Here is a 15,924-nt window from a genome sequence, read left to right on the forward strand (position 1 = left end):
AAGGCGGCCTTGCAAGCAGAGCGCTGTTAGGGCGCTCAGGAAAACGCAAGCCGGCGTAAAGGGGGCGAGGTTAGGCGGCGGGCCCGGCAGTGAAACAAGCCTCCCCGCCCGGATGGGGGCGGGGAGACGAATGACTTGCTTGGCGGAGGCTAGGCGGCCAGCTTGCCGATTTCCTTGCCATAACCCTGGGCCATCTGGGTGCCGCCTTCCAGGGAGACGGTTTTCAGGCGCAGGCAATCGCCGCCCATTTTCATCTTGTAGATGTTTTTCATGGTGTCGAAAATGCGCGGCGGGGCCTCGCCGCTCCAGCCGTAGGAACCGAAGGAGCCGCCGCACTTGCCCTCCAAATCGGCCTTTTCGGCCAGGAACAACAGCTGCTTCATGGACGGCATCATCTCGCCGTGATAGGTGGCCGAGCCGAACAAATAGGCGTCGTAGCCGTTCAACTCGGCCGGGTCCTTGATGGTCGAGGCGTTTTTGATATCCACCTCCATGCCGGTCATGCGCAGGCCCTCGGCGATAAGCTCGGCGATGCGCTCGGTCTGGCCGCTGCGGGTGGCGAAAACGATCAGGGCTTTGGACATTGCTTGAACTCCTTATTAGACGCCGCCGCTCAGGCGGCCCCCTCCACGATCTTGCGTCCCAGGGCGCGGGCCTCGTCCATGGTATGGGGCACGCTGGCGGCCCCGTCTTTTTTCTCCACCCCCTTGAGCAACATCCCGGCCTCGTAGGTCATGTCCAGGGCGTCGTAAAAATAGCGGGCGGTGAGTTCCATGCACTCGAACATGCGCGGGCCCTTGGTGGCCCCCACGGCCACCAGATATCCCCGGCCGCTGTCAAAGCTGCGGCGGGCCTCGGGGGTGGTCTTTTTGAGCACCCGCCCGGCCCAGCAGGCCTGGCTGCGGTCGATCAGGGCCTTGCACTGGGCCGGCACGTTGTAGAAAAACACCGGCGCGGCCAAGACCACGGCCTCGGCCCGCTCCAGCAGCGGGTAGACCTTTTGCATGTCGTCGTCCACCACGCACTGGCCGGTCTTGTCGCAGCCGCCGCACTCGATGCAGCCGCTCATCTTGAGGCGGCGGCAGTATACCTTTTCCACCTCGGCCCCGGTCTTGGCGGCCTCTTCCAGCACGGCGTCCAACAGCGCGTCGGTGTTGCCCCCCTTGCGGGGGCTGCCGTAGATGCCCAGAACCAGCATGTCGCCTAGACCAGACGGTCGTCGGTGCCGGGCCCGGCGCAATCAGGGGTGTAGCAGCTCACGTCGATGAACTCGCACTTCTCGTGACAGGAGGGGCATTCCTCGGCGGGTTTCTCGGCGGTGTAGGTGTAGCCGCACTTGGTGCACTTCCAGGTTACCTGGGGAATAACGGTCATTTCGCTCTCCGGGTTTTGCAAGTTATCTGCCTAGCGCCTGGGCGCTACCGTCTGCCTAATTAAGTATAAAGGAATTCCCGTCCGCGAGGCTATGAACCTTCCTCCACGCCGGCGCCAGGTCCGGCCAGGGGCCGGAACAGCTTTTTGCCCGCTCCGCAACTGGGGCATTTGTAATCCTCGGGGATCTCCGCCCAGCAGGTGCCCTTATCCACCTTGCCTTTTTTGCATCCACGCTCCGGGTTGTAGATGTAGCCGCAGTTGTTGCCCTGGCATTGATACATTTCCTTGGGGTTGGGCATGGGGCACCTCGGCTGTTGATAATTATTACTATTTAATATGCCGATACTGGCCCCCACTGTCAAGCCGAGGAAGCAATCCGGAGCTGCAATTTATTTTAAATAAAGAGTATCCATTCACTAATGTATACGTCGCTCCATACTCTTTTTTGCCTCACGTTAACTAAAATCGAGCCTCTATCTAATAGTCGGTTTCATTTAGGGGTATTAACTTTGTGATTATCACGGCAATTTTCAGTGCCACAATCAGGAATCAATATTTTTTAACAGATTTTATTTTTATTGCAATTTAGGGGTATTACCCATTGTTTCGTCATGGAGGTCTTTGGCATAATTTAATGAATAACGAGCGTCACCCAAGGCTATTGAGGGGGCGCGCCACTGGCGCGAGGTGATGGATGGCCGAGTCTTTCCTAAAAAAACTCTGGCGCATAAAATATTTCAAACCAACATTCTTTATCGTTCTAGGCCTCATCTTGGCCTTTCCTCTTTTCAGCCTCACTTACTACAGCATGTACCGCACCTCTACCCCGGAGTTCTGCGCCTCGTGTCATGAAATTCAGGGTGCCTACAACGACTGGCGCACCTCCAGCCACGCGGTCAACCGCAAGGGCTTCGTGGCCGACTGCATGGACTGCCACCTGCCCGCGCCCCACGACACCTTCAACTTTTTCTACGCCAAGACCGCCCACGGCCTGAAGGACGTGGCGGTGCACTTTTTCGGCGGCAAATACGACCGCGCCGAGCAGCGGCGCAAGGCCTGGGGCAACATCAAGAACGACCAGTGCCTCAAGTGCCACCGCAACCTCTTGTACATGCCATACAAGCGCGGGGCCATGTTGGCCCACCGCAGCGTGCTCTACCCGCGCCCCGGATATGAAAAACGCTGTCTGGACTGCCACCGGCCCTTGGTGCACATGCCCAAGCCGCTCTACATCTATGGCAGCTGACGGTCTTACGGGTCTTTGGACAACGCAAGGAAGGGATGGAGGGAAATGAAAAAGGCGATCATCCTGGCGGGGCTGGCTATGCTGGCCGCGATCTGGTGCCTGGCGCCCGGGGGTGCGTGGGCCCAGGACAAGACCGCCCCCAACCAGGCCAAGGTGAAAGAGTTCCGCATTGTACGCGGCATGTCCCCCCAGGCCCAGGCCTGCATCGAGTGCCACAAGATCGTGTCGCCGGGCATCTTCGACGACTGGGCGGGCAGTCGCCACGCCAACGCCAACATCAGCTGCCTGGACTGTCACCAGGCCAAGGATAGCGATCCCGACCTCTCCAAGGCCCACCAGGCGGTCTACGAAAAAGGCGACAACCCCTGGTCCAAAAGCGAGTACATGACCCCCATCGCGGGCGTGGTCAGCCCCAAAGATTGCTCCCGCTGCCACCCCGATGAGGCCAAGCAGTATTCGGTGAGCAAGCACGCCAACACCTTGCAGATAATCTGGACCATCGACCCCTGGCTCAACTTCGGCCTCAACAGCGGCCTGGAGCGGGTCAACGGCTGTTTCCACTGCCACGGCACGGTGCTCAAGCAGGACAAGGACGGCAGGCTTGATCCCATGACCTGGCCCAACGTGGGCGTGGGGCGGCTCAACCTGGACGGCTCCAAGGGCTCCTGCGCCGCCTGCCACACCCGGCACCGCTTCTCGGTGGCCGAAGCCCGCAAGCCCGACACCTGCGGCCAGTGCCACCTGGGCCCGGACCATCCCCAGATCGAGATATGGAACGAGTCCAAGCACGGGGCCATCTATCACTCCGAAGGGGCCAAGTGGAACTTCGCCGCCGCGCCGGGCACCTGGACGCCGGGGGTGGACTACCGCACCCCCACCTGCGCCGCCTGCCACATGAGCGGCTCGGGCAAGGTGCTCACCACCCACGACGTGACCGAGCGCCTGTCCTGGGAGCTGCAAGCCCCCCTGACCATCCGGCCTCAGGACTTCAAGCCTTGGCCCGCCAAGAGCTCCTGGCAAGAGGAACGGGCCAAGATGCAGGCGGTGTGCAAGCAGTGCCACAGCGAGGAGTGGGTCAAGAGCCACTACGCCCAGATGGATGGGGTGATCAAGGACTACAACGAGGTCTACTTCAAGCCCACCAAGGCCAAGCTGGATGAGCTGTACGCCAAGGGCCTGATGCCCAAGGACGCCTTCTTCAAGTCGCCCCTGTGGAACGAGTTCTATGAGCTGTGGCACCACGAGGGCCGCCGGGCCCGCATGGGCGCGGCCATGATGGCCCCGGACTATTCCTGGTGGCACGGCTTCTACGAGTGCAAGAAGCGCTATGTCAAGTTCCACGAGGAGGCCGATCGCCTGATCAAGGAGCACAAGAAGGCCTACGTGGCGCCCTACTTCCCCGGGGCCACGGGCAACACCACCAAGCCGCCCCAGATATTCGGCACCAAGAAGTAACTGCCTTCCACCCGCAATCCCCGCCTTGCCTCGCCAGGGCGGGGATTGTATTTTGGGTAAGCGACACCTCGGCGGCTCTCCGGGGCCTTTTGCCGGCGCCGGCCCGCAGGGGCCGGCCTCCTGGCCGCCCGCCCGGTTCGCGTTGTATCAACCAATCGCTACGCGCGATTTTGTCCGATCACGGGAGGCTTCATGCCCAAACATCTGGTCCTGGCCGGAGCGGGCCACGCTCATATGATGGTGCTGCAAAACCTGGCCCAGATCGTGGGGCAAGGGGTGGAAGTCACGGTGATCGGCCCCGGGCCGCGCCACTACTACTCGGGCATGGGTCCGGGCATGCTGGGTGGGGACTACGAGCCCCAGGAGATCAGCTTCCCGGTGCAGGCCATGGTGGAGCAGGCCGGGGGCAGGTTCCTGCAGGACAGGATGGTGGGCATAGACCCCACGGCCAAGCTGGTGCTCACCAAGGACAGCGGGCCGGTGCCCTATGACGTGCTCTCCTGCAATACCGGCAGCGCCATCCCCGATGAGACGGTGGAGGACCAGGCGCGCATATACCGGGTCAAGCCCATCGAGAACCTGCTGGAGGCGCGCCTGCGCCTGAGCGAAATAGCCCGCCAGCGCAAGGTGAGCGTGGGGGTGGTGGGCGGCGGCCCGGCCTCCCTGGAGATCGCGGGCAACGCCTGGGCCCTGACCCGCCGCAACGGCGGCCAAGGCGCCGAGGTGCGCATCTACGCGGGCAGCCGTTTTTTGAAGCGAGCCCCGGAAGGCGTCGCCTCGCGGGCCAGGGAGATAATCGCGGGACGGGGCATCGAGATAATAGAGGGGGCCTACGCCAGGCACGTCGGCTCGGACCGGGTGGCCTTGGACGACGGCCGCGCCTTTGAGCACGACCTGGTGTTCCTGGTCACCGGCGTGAAACCGCGCCCCCTGTTCGGGCCCTCGGGCCTGCCCACCGGGCCGGAAGGCGGGCTCATGGTCAACCGCTTTTTGCAATGCCCCGATCACCCCGACATCTTCGGCGGAGGCGATTGCGTCTACTATGGGCCCCAGCCCCTGGCCAAGGTGGGGGTGTACGCGGTGCGGCAAAACCCGGTGCTGCTCAACAACCTCCAGGCGCGTCTCACGGGCGGCGAGCTCGAGGCCTTTGAGCCGGGCGGGGCCTATCTGCTCATCTACAACCTGGGCGGCGGAGTGGGCATCCTGCACAAGTGGGGCCTAATCTTGCAGGGCAAGCTGGCCTTCAAGATCAAGGACCACATCGACCGCGGCTTCATGATCCGCTTCAAGCCGGAGTGGGACCGGTAAACAGGAGGTCAGGAACAAGCGTCCGGGTCAAAATATAAAAGGGAAGAGTTGTGAAAGAAAAAAGGGGGGAACATGACCGAACCACTCGACGCCCACGGACAACCGCTTATCAGGGCCTATAATTGCAAACAACACCACGACCGCACCTTGGATGAACTTCTCGGCCTGGCCAAGGGCATGGCCGCCGACGGGTGCATTAATCAGTTGGAGGCCGAATTTCTGCAAAAATGGCTGATCAAAAACAACGATCTAAATGCCACCTGGCCGATTAACGTCATCAACAACCGCGTGAACCAGATGCTGTGCGACGGGGTTTTGGATGGCAATGAACAAAAAGAACTGCTGGAGCTTCTTTGTTCCTTTACCGGCCAAATTCCGGTGGAGCGGGAGTTGGAAAACATGTCCTGCACTCTGCCCCTGGACAGCCCGCCACCTGCTTTACAGTTTCAAGGAAGGGCCTACTGCTTTACCGGGAAGTTTGTTTCCGGTACCCGTAACGATTGTCAGACGGCGGTATTGCAACTGGGCGGCGCGGTAAAAAACACTGTCTCCAAAAAAACTGATTACTTGGTTATCGGCGTTATCGGCAGCCGTGACTGGGTCCACACTTCCTACGGCCGTAAAATAGAACGTGCCATGGAACTGCGTGATGAAGGTCACGGGCTGGCCATAGTATCCGAAGACCACTGGGCCCAGCACGTTTACGGAACCGAACCTTTTTAACCACCATCGGAAAGGCCGCCCCATGCCCATACCCGGCAACCTCTTGACCACGGCCATGGCCGTCATGCCCCACCGCGACGTGGACCGGGCCCTGGAACTGGCCCTGAGCCTGGATATCCCCTTCTGGCCCCAGCTACCCCACGTGAGCTACTACGAGGACATGTACGTGCAGGCCTCGGAGCACTTTCCCGGCACGGTGGTGGATATGGAAAAGCAGACCCTGTCCTTTTCCATGGACAAGTTCATGGCCGAGTTCGAGGCCACCATGAGCCACTTCGACGAGCCGGGCTACTTCGACATCTCGCCGCAGTATTCGGCGGTGTACCACAAGTTCCTGGAGATGGACCTGGCCGACCGCCCGGCCATCCGGGGGCAGTTGGAAGGGCCCATCAGCTTCGGGCTCAACGTGAAGGACCAGAACGACCGCCCCATCCTCTTCGACGACACGGTGCGGCCCTTCTTGCTGGAAGTGATGGCCCGCCGGGTCAACGAGCAACTGGTGCGCCTCAAGCAGCTCAACCCCAACGCCTTCATGTTCATCGACGAGCCGGGGCTGCAATTCATCTTCAGCGCCCTGTCCGGCTATTCCGACACCCAGGCTCATAAGGACCTGGAGCAGTTCTTTGCGGCCATCGAGCGTCCCCGGGGGGTGCACCTGTGCGGCAACGTGGACTGGGACTTCCTGCTCAACCTGGACATAGACGTGCTCTCGTTGGACGTGTACTCCAACGGCGAGATATTTGCCTCCTACGCCGGGGCCATCAAGCGCTTTTTGGATCGCGGCGGGGTCCTGGTGTGGGGCCTCACTCCCACCAACGTCGAGCCATTCGAGTCCGAGAGCATGGAGAGCCTGTACAACCTGCTCATGGACATGTGGAGCTTCTTGGAGCGCCGGGGTCTGGACCGCGACCAGTTGGTGGCCCAGGGGCTGATCTCCCCGGCCACCTGCTGCCTGGTAAATCCCGACGGCACCGCCACCGTGGAAAAGGCCTTCACCATGGTCAAGCAGTTGTCGGCGCGGCTGAGGGGCGAGATGGGGGTGGGTTAGCCCGCGCGTTGACGCCCCCCCTCCCCTTGGGTATATTGCCTGGGTGATCCGCAACCGCACCAGGAGGACCAGGCAAGTGCGAGTTCTTTCGGGTATTCAGCCTTCGGGCACCCTGCACATAGCCAATTACTTCGCCATGATGCAGCGCATGATCCGCTTCCAACAGGAGCACACCCTGTTCTGCTTCATCGTGAACCTGCACGCCCTGACCACGGTCTACGACGGCGAGCGCCTCAAGACCGACACCATGAACGCGTGCCTGGACTTCCTGGCCCTGGGCCTGGACCCGGAAAAGGCCTTCTTCTGGGTGCAGGGCGACGTGCCCGAGGTCTGCGAGCTCACCTGGATCCTCAACAACCACACCCCGGTGGGGCTCCTGGAGCGGGCGCACTCCTACAAGGACAAGATCGCCAAGGGCTTCCAGCCCCACAACGGCCTGTTCTCCTACCCGGTCCTGATGGCCGCCGACATCCTGCTCTACCAGGCCGACGCCGTGCCGGTGGGTAAGGACCAGAAACAGCATCTGGAGATCACCCGCGACATCGCCATCAAGTTCAACAACGCCTATGGCGAGACCTTCACGGTGCCCGAGCCCTGGATCGAGGAGGACACCGCGGTCATTCCCGGCCTGGACGGCCAGAAGATGTCCAAGAGCTACGGCAACACCCTGGAGATCTTCGCGCCGGAGAAGTACCTCAAGAAAAAGGTGATGAAGATCGTCACCGACTCCACCCCGGTGGAAGAGCCCAAGAACCCCGAGACCTGCAACGTCTTCGCCCTGGTCAGCCTGTTCATGGACGCCCAGGAAAAGGCGGCCCTGGCCGAGCGCTACCGGGCCGGCGGCATGGGCTACGGCGAGGTGAAGAAAGAGCTCTTCGCCCGCATGTGGGAGTACTTCGCCCCCTACCGCGCCAAGCGCGAGGAACTGGCGGGCAACCTGGACTACGTGCGCCAGGTCATGGCCAAGGGCGCGGACAAGACCCGGGCCGTGGCCAACGAGACCCTGGACCTGGTGCGCAGCCGGGTGGGGCTCAACTATTAGCCCGGCCAAGTTTCCCTTCAGCCCCCGGCGCTGGCGCCTGCGTCAGCAAGAGCTGGCCCGCGAGTTGGGCCTGCCCGCTCAGCGGCCCGCCCGGGAGCTGGCCCTGCGCATCTCCCAAACCTTGGAGCTACCCCGGCGGGTCTTCGCCCGCCATTGCCCGGAGCTGTGCCCCGATTGCGCCCGGCCCTGCTGCGCGCGCATCAGCCGCCACGGCATTCTGGACGCCGCCGATCTCATCCTCATGGCCGTACTAAACCCGGACGGCGCGCCCTATCCCTCGGCCCGCTCCGAGGCCTGCCCTTTTCTCAGCCCCGAAGGTTGCGAGCTGCCCTGGTCGGCCCGGCCCTATGCCTGCTTGCACTACGTGTGCGACGCCCTACGCCGGGCGATGTCTCCTGAAGAAGCGCAAGAGGTGGAGCGAGCCCTGGCCCGGGCCGGGGAGCTAAGGAGCGAGCTGGTGGCGGCCTACACCCAGGGGCGCGGGACGCCATAAAAAACGGCCCCGGCGCATCGCCGGAGCCGCGTTTGGTCTCGGTCGGGTGGTTTTCAGCCCTGGGCTTTTTCCTGCTTCTTGAGTTCCTGGCCGCAGCCCAGACCCTGTTGCATGCCCACCTTGAAGCACTGGTTGCAGGAGATGCAGGTGGCCTTTTCCTCGCCCGCCTGCCAGCGCTTGGCCAGGTCGGGCTGGCGGATGAAGGGGCGGCTCATGGCCACCGCGTCCACCTGGTCCAGAGCCTTTTCCACCTGGGACTTGCTGCGCCAGCCGCCCACGCAGATCACCGGGCAGGACACCGCCTTTTTAATGGCCGCGGCGTTGGCCAGGAAGTAGCCCTCTTCCTCGGCCTGCTTGACCACCCGCGAGGGCGAGAGCTTACCCGCCGCCGGGGTTCCGCCGCTCACCTCGATGGCGTTCATGCCCCGCTGGGCCAGGCCCTGGGCCACCGGCAGGCTCTCTTCCAGAGTCAGCCCGCCCTCCACGGCGTCGTAGCTGTTGAGCTTGATGAACACCGGGTACGTGGGCCCCACCGCCTGGCGGGTGGCGGCCAGCACCTCGTAGGCGAAGCGGGCCCGGTTGGCCGGGCTTCCGCCATAGTCGTCGGTGCGTTGGTTGGTCAGCGGGCTCAGGAACTGGTTGATGAGATAACCGTGGGCTCCGTGTAACTCAACCGCGTCGAACCCGGCGGCCCTTACCCGGGCGGCGGCCAGGGCAAAGGCCTCGATGGTGTCCTCGATCTGCATCAGGCTCATCTCGGCCACCTCCTCGCCAAAGGCGGGGTTGAGCATGGCCGAGGGGCCTATGGGCTGCTGCCCGATCCAGTCGGCCTTGGTCTGGCCGCCGGCGTGCACGATCTGCATGGCCACCAGGCCGCCCGACTTGTGCACCGCGTCGCTGATGCGGGTCAGGGGGCCCACCAGGGCGTCGATGTGCGCGCCGGTCTGCTTGGGCAGGCCCCTGCCCTCGGGGCTGATATAGGCGTAGCCGGTGATGATCAGCCCCACTCCGCCCTCGGCCAGGTCGGCCAGCGCGTTGATCAACTCGTGGGAGGGCACGCCGTCATCGTCGGCCAGGCCCTCCCAGGTGGCGCTGCGCACCAGGCGGTTGGGGATGCTCAGGTCTTTGATTTTCCAAGGGGTGAAAATGTCGGCCATGATTTCCTCTTCGGGTTGAAAGAAGTGATGGTCAGCGGCCCGCCACTACCAAAGGTATGCCATAAGCCAGCATGGTCAACAGGAAGGCGACGCTAATGAGCAGGCTGGCCGGATGGACCATGCGAAAGAAGCGCTGCTGCAGGGCCAGGCGCAACAACCAGAAGGCCGCGAACACGGCCAGCAGCTTGCGGCCCAGGGGGGTGCCCAGCAGCTCCGAGGAGTAGACCAGGGTCAGATAGGCGGCCACGGCAAAGTAAAAGGTCAGGCACAGGTTCAACACCTGCATGATGCTGCGGTTGAGCGAATCCAAGGGCTCCAGGGCGGTCTGCCACTTGAAGATGCGGGGGAAGAAAAAGTGAAACACCGCCCAGCCGATATGCATCACTCCGCCCGCGTACAGGCAGATCAGCGCGAATTTCATATGCTCACCCAGCCGCCGCTAGAGTTCCAGTTCCTGGTCGATCATGCGCGAGACGATCCAATCCGCCCCGTGGGCCACGTGCTCCCGAGCCAGGCGGTGGGCCTTGGCCCCGTCCCCGGCCTTGATGGCCGCTATGATGGCCCGGTGATCCTCGGTGGACCACTTGCCCGCGTCCATGTTGGAGATGATGGCCCGGGAGATGCGCTCCACCGTCTCCTGTAGCTCACCCAGCAGGCGCAAAAGCAGGGGCGATCCGGACGCCTCGCAGAGCAGCAGATGGAACTGGCTGTTGAACTCCACCAGCCGCTCCTCGTCCTCCTGGTCCAGGGCCTTCTCGAAATCGTCTACGTTGGCCTCCAGCTTGTCCACCGCCCCCTCGGGGGCCTGGCGCGAGGCCAATTCGGCGGCATATCCCTCCAACGCCGAGCGCACTCCCAGGGCGTCGCTGACCTCCTCGGGCGTGAGGGGCCGCACCTCATAGCCGCCTCGGGGCCGCTTGGAGAGCATGCCCTCCTGCTCCAAACGATGCAGGGCCTCGCGCACCGGGGTGCGGCTGATGCCCAGGTCATGGGCCAGGCGCTCCTCCACCAGGCGGTGCCCCGGCCTTAGCTCGCCGATGACCACCTGGCGCTTGAGATGTTGGGTGACTTCCTGCCCCAGGGAAGGGCGACGGAAGCTGCTGGGGGGTTGTTGGGCCACGTTATGTATCTCCCGCTCGCTTGGACCTAGGATGGCGTATCGTTGCGTATTTCGTATACAACGACAGTAGCCCAGGGAGCCATGTCCGTCAAGCGCTTGGGGCAGCATGGGCCAAGGAATTTCGGGCCATGAAAAATACGGACGGCGCTATATTTCGGGACTCCGGTGGAGGGGCAAGAAACAAAGGCATCTAAGATTAAGGCTATTTATGAGCAATACTGCTATTTATATTGTATTACTTATCTTTTCTATGGCCTCGGTGGCCAACTCGGCTACGGTGGCGCGGCGCAGTTCGCCACTGTCCCAAAGTTCGACCACGGCGGTGTCCTCGGCCATCCGGCCCAGCGGTTCCAGGGCTTCAGCATCGCCCAGCCAACCCAGGGCCCAGGCCGCCATGCCCCGCACCGCCGGGTCGGGCCACTCCAGCAGTTGCGCCAGGCGCTCCAGGGCGCAGCAGCCCCGGGCCAGCTCGGGATGCACCGAGGCCAGGCGCCCCACCCCCCACACCGCGCCGCTGAGCAGGGGGCCGAATTCGATGAAGTTGCCCTGGGGCCAGATGTAGGAGGTCAGCAGGTTGGCGTATTCCCGGGCCAGCTCCGGGGAGTTGGCCGAGATCTCGCCCAGGGCTTCGGCCACCCCCCAGGGCACCGCCCCGCTCTCTTCGTTGAGGCACCACAACAAGCGGCGCACGAACTCGCGGGCCGGTTCAAGATCACGGGCGGCCAAGCCCCGGACCACCTGGCCCAGGGCCGTGACCGCCCGCCATTTCATGATGGGTTGCGCGGCCGGCAATCCGGCCTGCAATTGCTTTAACGTCGGCTCGGGCGGCAGGCTGGTCAGCTCTTGCAAGGAGGCCGCGAAGTCCTCGGCCTCCAGAAGCTGGCGCACCCGCCGCCGCGTAACCCCCTGCCCGGCCATGGCCGCTGGGCTAGGGGGTGCAGTGGATGGCCCGGCAAGAGGGCGGCAGATTCGCCGCCGCCACCGCCTGGCCTATCTTTTGTCCCAGTTCGCGGCAGGGCTTGAGGCTGTCGTGATTGGGAGCCCACTGCACCCGCACCGGATCGGCGATCAGCTCCAGGTTCATCTCCTGCAGCTGGGCCGCGATCATCTTGGGGGCCTCTCCGCTCCACCCGTAGGAGCCGAAGGTGGCGCAGATCTTGTCCGTGGGCTTGAGCCCGCGCATGTAGTGCAGCACGTCGGCCATGCGGGGCAGCATGCCGTTGTTCAAGGTGGGCGAGCCGAAGACCAGGGCCTTGGCGTCCAATACCTCGGTCATCACCTCGCTGCGGTGGGTGTTGCACAGGTTCATCATCTGCACCGAGACGCCCGAGTCCAGGATGCCGTCGTAGATGGCCTTGGCCATGGCCTCGGTGCTGTGCCACATGGTGTCGTAGACAACCAGGGCCTTGGCCGTGGCCTTTTGCTGGCTCCAGGTCTGGTAGGCCTGAATGATCTGGCCGGGGTTGTTGCGCCAGATCAGGCCGTGGTCCGGGGCGATCATGTCGATCTCCAGACCCATCTCGCCCACCTTTTCCAACAGCTTGGCGATGAGCGGCGAATAGAGCATCAGGATGTTGGCGTAGTACTTGGCCGCCTGGCGCATCAGCTCGCCGTTGTCCACCTCGTCGTCAAAGCGTTCGCTGGTGGCCCAGTGCTGACCAAAGCCGTCGTTGGAGATCAGCAGCTTCTCCTCGGGGATGTAGGAGAACATGCTGTCGGGCCAGTGGACCATGCGCGCTTCCAGGAAATGCACGCTGTGCTTGCCCAGATTGAGCACGTCCCCGGTTTTGACCGTCTCGATGGGCCAGTTGTCGATCTTGTAATAACCGGCCATGGACTTGGCGCCCATCACCGAGGTGTAGATCTTGCTGGGCTTGATGGCCTCGATGGTCTCCTTGAGCGAACCGGAGTGATCCGGCTCCATGTGGTTGACCACCAGGTAGTCGATCTCGGTGGGGTCCATCAGGTTGTGCAGGCGGTGCACCAAATCCAGATAGAACGGCTTTTTGACCGTGTCGAAAAGCGCCACCTTTTCGTCCTTGGCCAGGTAGGCATTGTAGGTGCTGCCCTTGTAGGTGGAGTACCCGTGAAAGTCACGGATGTTCCAGTCCACGGCTCCCACCCAATAAATGCTGTCCTTTATTTCAACCGGTTTCATAACAGCTTTCGCTCTCAGATTGAATTGGCCTGATTCCACAAGTGAAAAAGGCCGGGCCCCAGGCCCGGCCCCAAGATGCTCTTAGTCTTCCGGCTCGAATTGATCCTTGGAAGCGCCGCAGACCGGGCAGGACCAGTCGTCGGGCAGATCTTCGAAGGCGGTACCCGCGGCCACGCCGCTGTCAGGGTCGCCCTTGGCCGGGTCGTAAACGTAACCACAAACTCCGCATACGTACTTCTTCATTATTCAACAGCTCCCGTTGCAAGCGTGTACTAGGCTTCGGCTTTCCAGTGCCCGTGCTTGTTGCAATACTCGCGGGCGGTGACCCCCGAGGCGTCGACCTTGAAAGTGGCCTCGGGCGCCTGGCCGGGGCTCAGGAACTCCATATAAGCCTTGTCGCCGGCCACCAGTTCGATCCACTGGATGTAGTGCTCGGCCTCCATGGGATGGGCCACGCTGCCGACCTTCACCTTGTAGCCGCCGTCCACCTTCTCGATCACCGGCACGTGCTTTTCCTTGGCCGCGTCCACGGTGTTCTCGCTCTGCAGCACCATGGGCTGGCCGCAGCAAACCAACTCGCCGCCGCCGGCGATCAGCAATTCCACGATATTGCCACATACTTCGCATTTATAAACTTGCAGCCGTTGCTCGGCCATGACGCGCCTCCTTGATAAAGCTATATCGATTTGGTTTAAGTCTTACTTTATATAGTAAGCGCCGGTTACCAGTTTTCGCAAATCAGGGCGAAATGAGCCTGGGGATGGGCGCAGGCCGGGCACTCGTAAGGCGCGGCGTCACCTTCATGGATGTAGCCGCAGTTCATGCAGCGCCACACCACCGGGGCGGGGCGTTTGAACACCAGGCCGTTTTCGATGTTGGCGGCCAGGGCCAGGTAACGCTCCTCGTGGAACTTCTCGGCGACCGCGATGTTGCGGAATACCCGAGCGATCTCCTCGAAGCCTTCCTCGCCGGCCACCTTGGCGAAGTCGGGGTACATCTGGCCCCACTCGTAGTTCTCGCCGGCCGCGGCGGCCTTGAGGTTTTCCACGGTGGCGCCGATGACGCCGGCCGGGAAAGCGCCGCTTATCATGACGTCGCCGCCCTCCAGGAACTTGAAAAAGCGTTTGGCGTGCTCCTTCTCCTGGTTGGCGGTTTCGGTGAATATCTCGGAAATCTGGCGGTAGCCCTCTTTCATGGCCTGCGAAGCGAAATAGGTATAACGGTTGCGGGCCTGGGACTCGCCGGCAAAGGCGGTTAGCAGGTTTTTTTCGGTTTGGCTGCCCACAAGGCTGGACATAAATCTCTCTCCGTTCAGCTTAGCGTGTAGTGAATGACGTGTAGCGGGGTTAGCCCTTGAGGGTCTTCTTACCCGAATCGGTGATAGCGTATTTGCAGCGAACCGGGCTGTCCACCAGGCCGTCCTTCTTGAGGGCGGTCATGGTGCCGGAAACTGATTTGCTTTCCATTCCAGCCTGTTCGGCCACTTGTTTGTTGCTCATGGGCTCTTTGGCCTTGGCGAGCACAGACAAAACCTTCTTGGCTTCAGACGTAGTCTGGGCGGCCATTGGTAAATCTCCTTATAACTATACGGGAAAAGACAGGCTATTGTCTCGTTTTTAAAGCCTCCTGGCAGGTGGCGCAACGCCCCACGAATTCCAGGCGATGTCCCAACACCTCGAAGCCGGACTCATCGGCCACCCGGTCTTCCATGCCCGCCAAAAGATCCATGTCCACATCGAAAACCCTGCCGCAATCCACGCAGCGCAGGTGATAGTGGTTCATGGTGTTGCCGTCGAAACGCATTTCCTGACCGGCAACGTCTATCTTTTGAAGCATGCCCGCTCGGGACAGGATGTCCAAATTGCGGTATACGGTGCCCAAGCTGATGCGCGGCAGGCGCCGGCGCACCATATTGCAGAGCTCACCCGCAGTGGGGTGGCTGGTTACGCCTTTGAGCACCTCCATGATGACCTGGCGTTGGGTTGTCATACGAAGCTTTTCCGGGGTTTCCATGATGGCCTCCCAATAATCATTCCTAATATTTAAATTAAGCTAGAATCTCACTCTTGTCAAGCTCTTGGGAGGACATGCACCAAGAAGCCGCAAAGCAGGAGAGCTCGTGAAAACCGTTTGGCAGAGGAGAGTATGCATAGACAAAGGCGGTCATGTCAAGTTGTCGTGGTAGGCGTAACCATTACTTGTAAGCGTTATCTAGCCTAAAACCATAGCACTTACAGCGCCGACTGGCCAGGCAACGTACCGCCCTGGTCTACTGCCCCCTCAAAACCCGCGCAAAGGCGTCAAAGGCCGGTTGGCCGAAAAGCACAAAGCGCACCTCGTCGAACTTGCCGGGATTTTTCTCTATACCCTGACGCACCGCCTCCAGGGCCACCTTGGCCGCCGCATCCAGCGGATAGCCGTAGGCCCCGGTGGACAGGCTGGGAAAGGCCACGCTCCTGAGTCCGTGTTGGGCGGCCAGGTCCAGGGAGCTCTTGTAGGCGCTGGCCAGCAGGCGCGCGTCCTCCGGCCGCCCCCGGTAGATGGGCCCCACGGTGTGGATGACCTTTTTGGCCTTCAAGCGCCCAGCGGTGGTTATCACCGCCTCACCGGTGGGACAGGAGCCGATCTTGCGGCACTCGGCCATGATCTCCGGGCCGCCCGCCCGGTGGATGGCCCCGTCCACACCGCCGCCCCCGGCCAGGCGGCTGTTGGCCGCGTTGACGATGGCCTCGGTATCGGCCTGGGTTATGTCCCCCTGGGTCAGCACCAGGCGGGTTTGGCCTATCATCTTTTCCATGAC

General features: G+C 62.2%; 22 protein-coding genes. 7 read left to right on the top strand and 15 right to left on the bottom strand.

Annotated features, from left to right (window positions below; all coding sequences use genetic code 11):
* Nucleotides 1–149 precede the first annotated feature (149 nt).
* From AACH32_RS10355 to AACH32_RS10370, 4 genes are all read right to left on the bottom strand, one after another.
* Complete coding sequence (locus tag AACH32_RS10355; protein WP_338598875.1) at nt 150–584, bottom strand: flavodoxin domain-containing protein; 435 nt, start codon at nt 582–584, stop codon at nt 150–152.
* Nucleotides 585–613: 29 nt separating this feature from the next.
* Nucleotides 614–1,198: a flavodoxin family protein gene (locus AACH32_RS10360; RefSeq protein WP_338598877.1), complete on the bottom strand. Its 585-nt coding sequence runs from the start codon at nt 1,196–1,198 to the stop codon at nt 614–616.
* A 5-nt stretch (nt 1,199–1,203) separates the two neighbouring features.
* The gene (locus AACH32_RS10365; protein ID WP_338598880.1) at nt 1,204–1,374 is read right to left on the bottom strand and encodes a rubredoxin-like domain-containing protein; all 171 of its coding nucleotides are present in this window, start codon (nt 1,372–1,374) and stop codon (nt 1,204–1,206) included.
* Between the two features lie 89 nt (nt 1,375–1,463).
* Nucleotides 1,464–1,673, bottom strand: a complete 210-nt coding sequence (locus AACH32_RS10370) for a rubredoxin (protein WP_338598882.1) — start codon at nt 1,671–1,673, stop codon at nt 1,464–1,466.
* A gap of 395 nt (nt 1,674–2,068) precedes the next feature.
* On the opposite strand from AACH32_RS10370, the gene AACH32_RS10375 reads away from it, so the two are divergent.
* The 7 genes from AACH32_RS10375 to AACH32_RS10405 all read left to right on the top strand — a co-directional run bounded on the left by AACH32_RS10375 (nt 2,069) and on the right by AACH32_RS10405 (nt 8,689).
* Nucleotides 2,069–2,620: a cytochrome c3 family protein gene (locus tag AACH32_RS10375; RefSeq protein ID WP_338598885.1), complete on the top strand. Its 552-nt coding sequence runs from the start codon at nt 2,069–2,071 to the stop codon at nt 2,618–2,620.
* A 45-nt stretch (nt 2,621–2,665) separates the two neighbouring features.
* On the top strand, nt 2,666–4,075 hold the full coding sequence (locus AACH32_RS10380; protein WP_338598887.1) for a multiheme c-type cytochrome: 1,410 nt from the start codon (nt 2,666–2,668) through the stop codon (nt 4,073–4,075).
* Between the two features lie 192 nt (nt 4,076–4,267).
* Nucleotides 4,268–5,383, top strand: a complete 1,116-nt coding sequence (locus AACH32_RS10385) for an NAD(P)/FAD-dependent oxidoreductase (protein ID WP_338598889.1) — start codon at nt 4,268–4,270, stop codon at nt 5,381–5,383.
* Nucleotides 5,384–5,455: 72 nt separating this feature from the next.
* Entirely contained in the window at nt 5,456–6,106 is a 651-nt protein-coding gene (locus AACH32_RS10390) for a BRCT domain-containing protein (protein ID WP_338598892.1), read from the top strand.
* A 22-nt stretch (nt 6,107–6,128) separates the two neighbouring features.
* A complete protein-coding gene (locus AACH32_RS10395; RefSeq protein ID WP_338598894.1) occupies nt 6,129–7,154 on the top strand; it encodes a hypothetical protein in 1,026 nt (341 codons plus the stop codon).
* A 76-nt stretch (nt 7,155–7,230) separates the two neighbouring features.
* On the top strand, nt 7,231–8,196 hold the full coding sequence (gene trpS, locus AACH32_RS10400; RefSeq protein WP_338598897.1) for a tryptophan--tRNA ligase: 966 nt from the start codon (nt 7,231–7,233) through the stop codon (nt 8,194–8,196).
* A 64-nt stretch (nt 8,197–8,260) separates the two neighbouring features.
* Nucleotides 8,261–8,689 (top strand): hypothetical protein, encoded by a 429-nt coding sequence (locus AACH32_RS10405; RefSeq protein ID WP_338598899.1) that lies wholly within the window; start codon nt 8,261–8,263, stop codon nt 8,687–8,689.
* A gap of 53 nt (nt 8,690–8,742) precedes the next feature.
* Here AACH32_RS10405 and AACH32_RS10410 read toward each other — a convergent pair whose 3' ends face one another.
* From AACH32_RS10410 to AACH32_RS10460, 11 genes are all read right to left on the bottom strand, one after another.
* Nucleotides 8,743–9,846: an NADH:flavin oxidoreductase gene (locus AACH32_RS10410; RefSeq protein ID WP_338598902.1), complete on the bottom strand. Its 1,104-nt coding sequence runs from the start codon at nt 9,844–9,846 to the stop codon at nt 8,743–8,745.
* Nucleotides 9,847–9,877: 31 nt separating this feature from the next.
* Nucleotides 9,878–10,267 carry a hypothetical protein gene (locus tag AACH32_RS10415; protein ID WP_338598905.1) on the bottom strand — a complete coding sequence of 130 codons (390 nt, stop codon included), beginning with the start codon at nt 10,265–10,267 and terminating at the stop codon, nt 9,878–9,880.
* Nucleotides 10,268–10,285: 18 nt separating this feature from the next.
* A complete protein-coding gene (locus AACH32_RS10420) occupies nt 10,286–10,966 on the bottom strand; it encodes a GntR family transcriptional regulator (protein WP_338598908.1) in 681 nt (226 codons plus the stop codon).
* Between the two features lie 225 nt (nt 10,967–11,191).
* Nucleotides 11,192–11,854: a DVU0298 family protein gene (locus AACH32_RS10425; RefSeq protein WP_338598911.1), complete on the bottom strand. Its 663-nt coding sequence runs from the start codon at nt 11,852–11,854 to the stop codon at nt 11,192–11,194.
* 40 nt (nt 11,855–11,894) lie between these two features.
* Nucleotides 11,895–13,124 carry an FprA family A-type flavoprotein gene (locus AACH32_RS10430; RefSeq protein WP_338598914.1) on the bottom strand — a complete coding sequence of 410 codons (1,230 nt, stop codon included), beginning with the start codon at nt 13,122–13,124 and terminating at the stop codon, nt 11,895–11,897.
* Nucleotides 13,125–13,205: 81 nt separating this feature from the next.
* Nucleotides 13,206–13,367: a rubredoxin gene (gene rd, locus AACH32_RS10435; RefSeq protein ID WP_338598917.1), complete on the bottom strand. Its 162-nt coding sequence runs from the start codon at nt 13,365–13,367 to the stop codon at nt 13,206–13,208.
* Between the two features lie 29 nt (nt 13,368–13,396).
* Nucleotides 13,397–13,780 carry a desulfoferrodoxin gene (locus tag AACH32_RS10440; RefSeq protein WP_338598919.1) on the bottom strand — a complete coding sequence of 128 codons (384 nt, stop codon included), beginning with the start codon at nt 13,778–13,780 and terminating at the stop codon, nt 13,397–13,399.
* A gap of 65 nt (nt 13,781–13,845) precedes the next feature.
* Complete coding sequence (rbr, locus tag AACH32_RS10445; protein ID WP_338598921.1) at nt 13,846–14,421, bottom strand: rubrerythrin; 576 nt, start codon at nt 14,419–14,421, stop codon at nt 13,846–13,848.
* A gap of 49 nt (nt 14,422–14,470) precedes the next feature.
* A complete protein-coding gene (locus AACH32_RS10450; protein WP_338598923.1) occupies nt 14,471–14,623 on the bottom strand; it encodes a hypothetical protein in 153 nt (50 codons plus the stop codon).
* A 103-nt stretch (nt 14,624–14,726) separates the two neighbouring features.
* Nucleotides 14,727–15,137 carry a Fur family transcriptional regulator gene (locus tag AACH32_RS10455; protein WP_338598925.1) on the bottom strand — a complete coding sequence of 137 codons (411 nt, stop codon included), beginning with the start codon at nt 15,135–15,137 and terminating at the stop codon, nt 14,727–14,729.
* 256 nt (nt 15,138–15,393) lie between these two features.
* A complete protein-coding gene (locus AACH32_RS10460; protein WP_338598928.1) occupies nt 15,394–15,921 on the bottom strand; it encodes an O-acetyl-ADP-ribose deacetylase in 528 nt (175 codons plus the stop codon).
* Nucleotides 15,922–15,924: the final 3 nt, after the last annotated feature.

Source organism: Desulfoferula mesophila (genome assembly GCF_037076455.1).
GTDB classification, from domain to species: domain Bacteria; phylum Desulfobacterota; class Desulfarculia; order Desulfarculales; family Desulfarculaceae; genus Desulfoferula; species Desulfoferula mesophila.

Excerpts from the sequence above, each read along its gene's own strand:
- AACH32_RS10355 (WP_338598875.1), bottom strand. The coding sequence starts at position 584 with ATGTCCAAAGCCCTGATCGTTTTCGCCACCCGCAGCGGCCAGACCGAG.
- AACH32_RS10360 (WP_338598877.1), bottom strand. The coding sequence starts at position 1,198 with ATGCTGGTTCTGGGCATCTACGGCAGCCCCCGCAAGGGGGGCAACACC.
- AACH32_RS10365 (WP_338598880.1), bottom strand. The coding sequence starts at position 1,374 with ATGACCGTTATTCCCCAGGTAACCTGGAAGTGCACCAAGTGCGGCTAC.
- AACH32_RS10370 (WP_338598882.1), bottom strand. The coding sequence starts at position 1,673 with ATGCCCAACCCCAAGGAAATGTATCAATGCCAGGGCAACAACTGCGGC.
- AACH32_RS10375 (WP_338598885.1), top strand. The coding sequence starts at position 2,069 with ATGGCCGAGTCTTTCCTAAAAAAACTCTGGCGCATAAAATATTTCAAA.
- AACH32_RS10380 (WP_338598887.1), top strand. The coding sequence starts at position 2,666 with ATGAAAAAGGCGATCATCCTGGCGGGGCTGGCTATGCTGGCCGCGATC.
- AACH32_RS10385 (WP_338598889.1), top strand. The coding sequence starts at position 4,268 with ATGCCCAAACATCTGGTCCTGGCCGGAGCGGGCCACGCTCATATGATG.
- AACH32_RS10390 (WP_338598892.1), top strand. The coding sequence starts at position 5,456 with ATGACCGAACCACTCGACGCCCACGGACAACCGCTTATCAGGGCCTAT.
- AACH32_RS10395 (WP_338598894.1), top strand. The coding sequence starts at position 6,129 with ATGCCCATACCCGGCAACCTCTTGACCACGGCCATGGCCGTCATGCCC.
- AACH32_RS10410 (WP_338598902.1), bottom strand. The coding sequence starts at position 9,846 with ATGGCCGACATTTTCACCCCTTGGAAAATCAAAGACCTGAGCATCCCC.
- AACH32_RS10415 (WP_338598905.1), bottom strand. The coding sequence starts at position 10,267 with ATGAAATTCGCGCTGATCTGCCTGTACGCGGGCGGAGTGATGCATATC.
- AACH32_RS10430 (WP_338598914.1), bottom strand. The coding sequence starts at position 13,124 with ATGAAACCGGTTGAAATAAAGGACAGCATTTATTGGGTGGGAGCCGTG.
- rd (WP_338598917.1), bottom strand. The coding sequence starts at position 13,367 with ATGAAGAAGTACGTATGCGGAGTTTGTGGTTACGTTTACGACCCGGCC.
- AACH32_RS10440 (WP_338598919.1), bottom strand. The coding sequence starts at position 13,780 with ATGGCCGAGCAACGGCTGCAAGTTTATAAATGCGAAGTATGTGGCAAT.
- rbr (WP_338598921.1), bottom strand. The coding sequence starts at position 14,421 with ATGTCCAGCCTTGTGGGCAGCCAAACCGAAAAAAACCTGCTAACCGCC.
- AACH32_RS10450 (WP_338598923.1), bottom strand. The coding sequence starts at position 14,623 with ATGAGCAACAAACAAGTGGCCGAACAGGCTGGAATGGAAAGCAAATCA.
- AACH32_RS10455 (WP_338598925.1), bottom strand. The coding sequence starts at position 15,137 with ATGGAAACCCCGGAAAAGCTTCGTATGACAACCCAACGCCAGGTCATC.
- AACH32_RS10460 (WP_338598928.1), bottom strand. The coding sequence starts at position 15,921 with ATGGAAAAGATGATAGGCCAAACCCGCCTGGTGCTGACCCAGGGGGAC.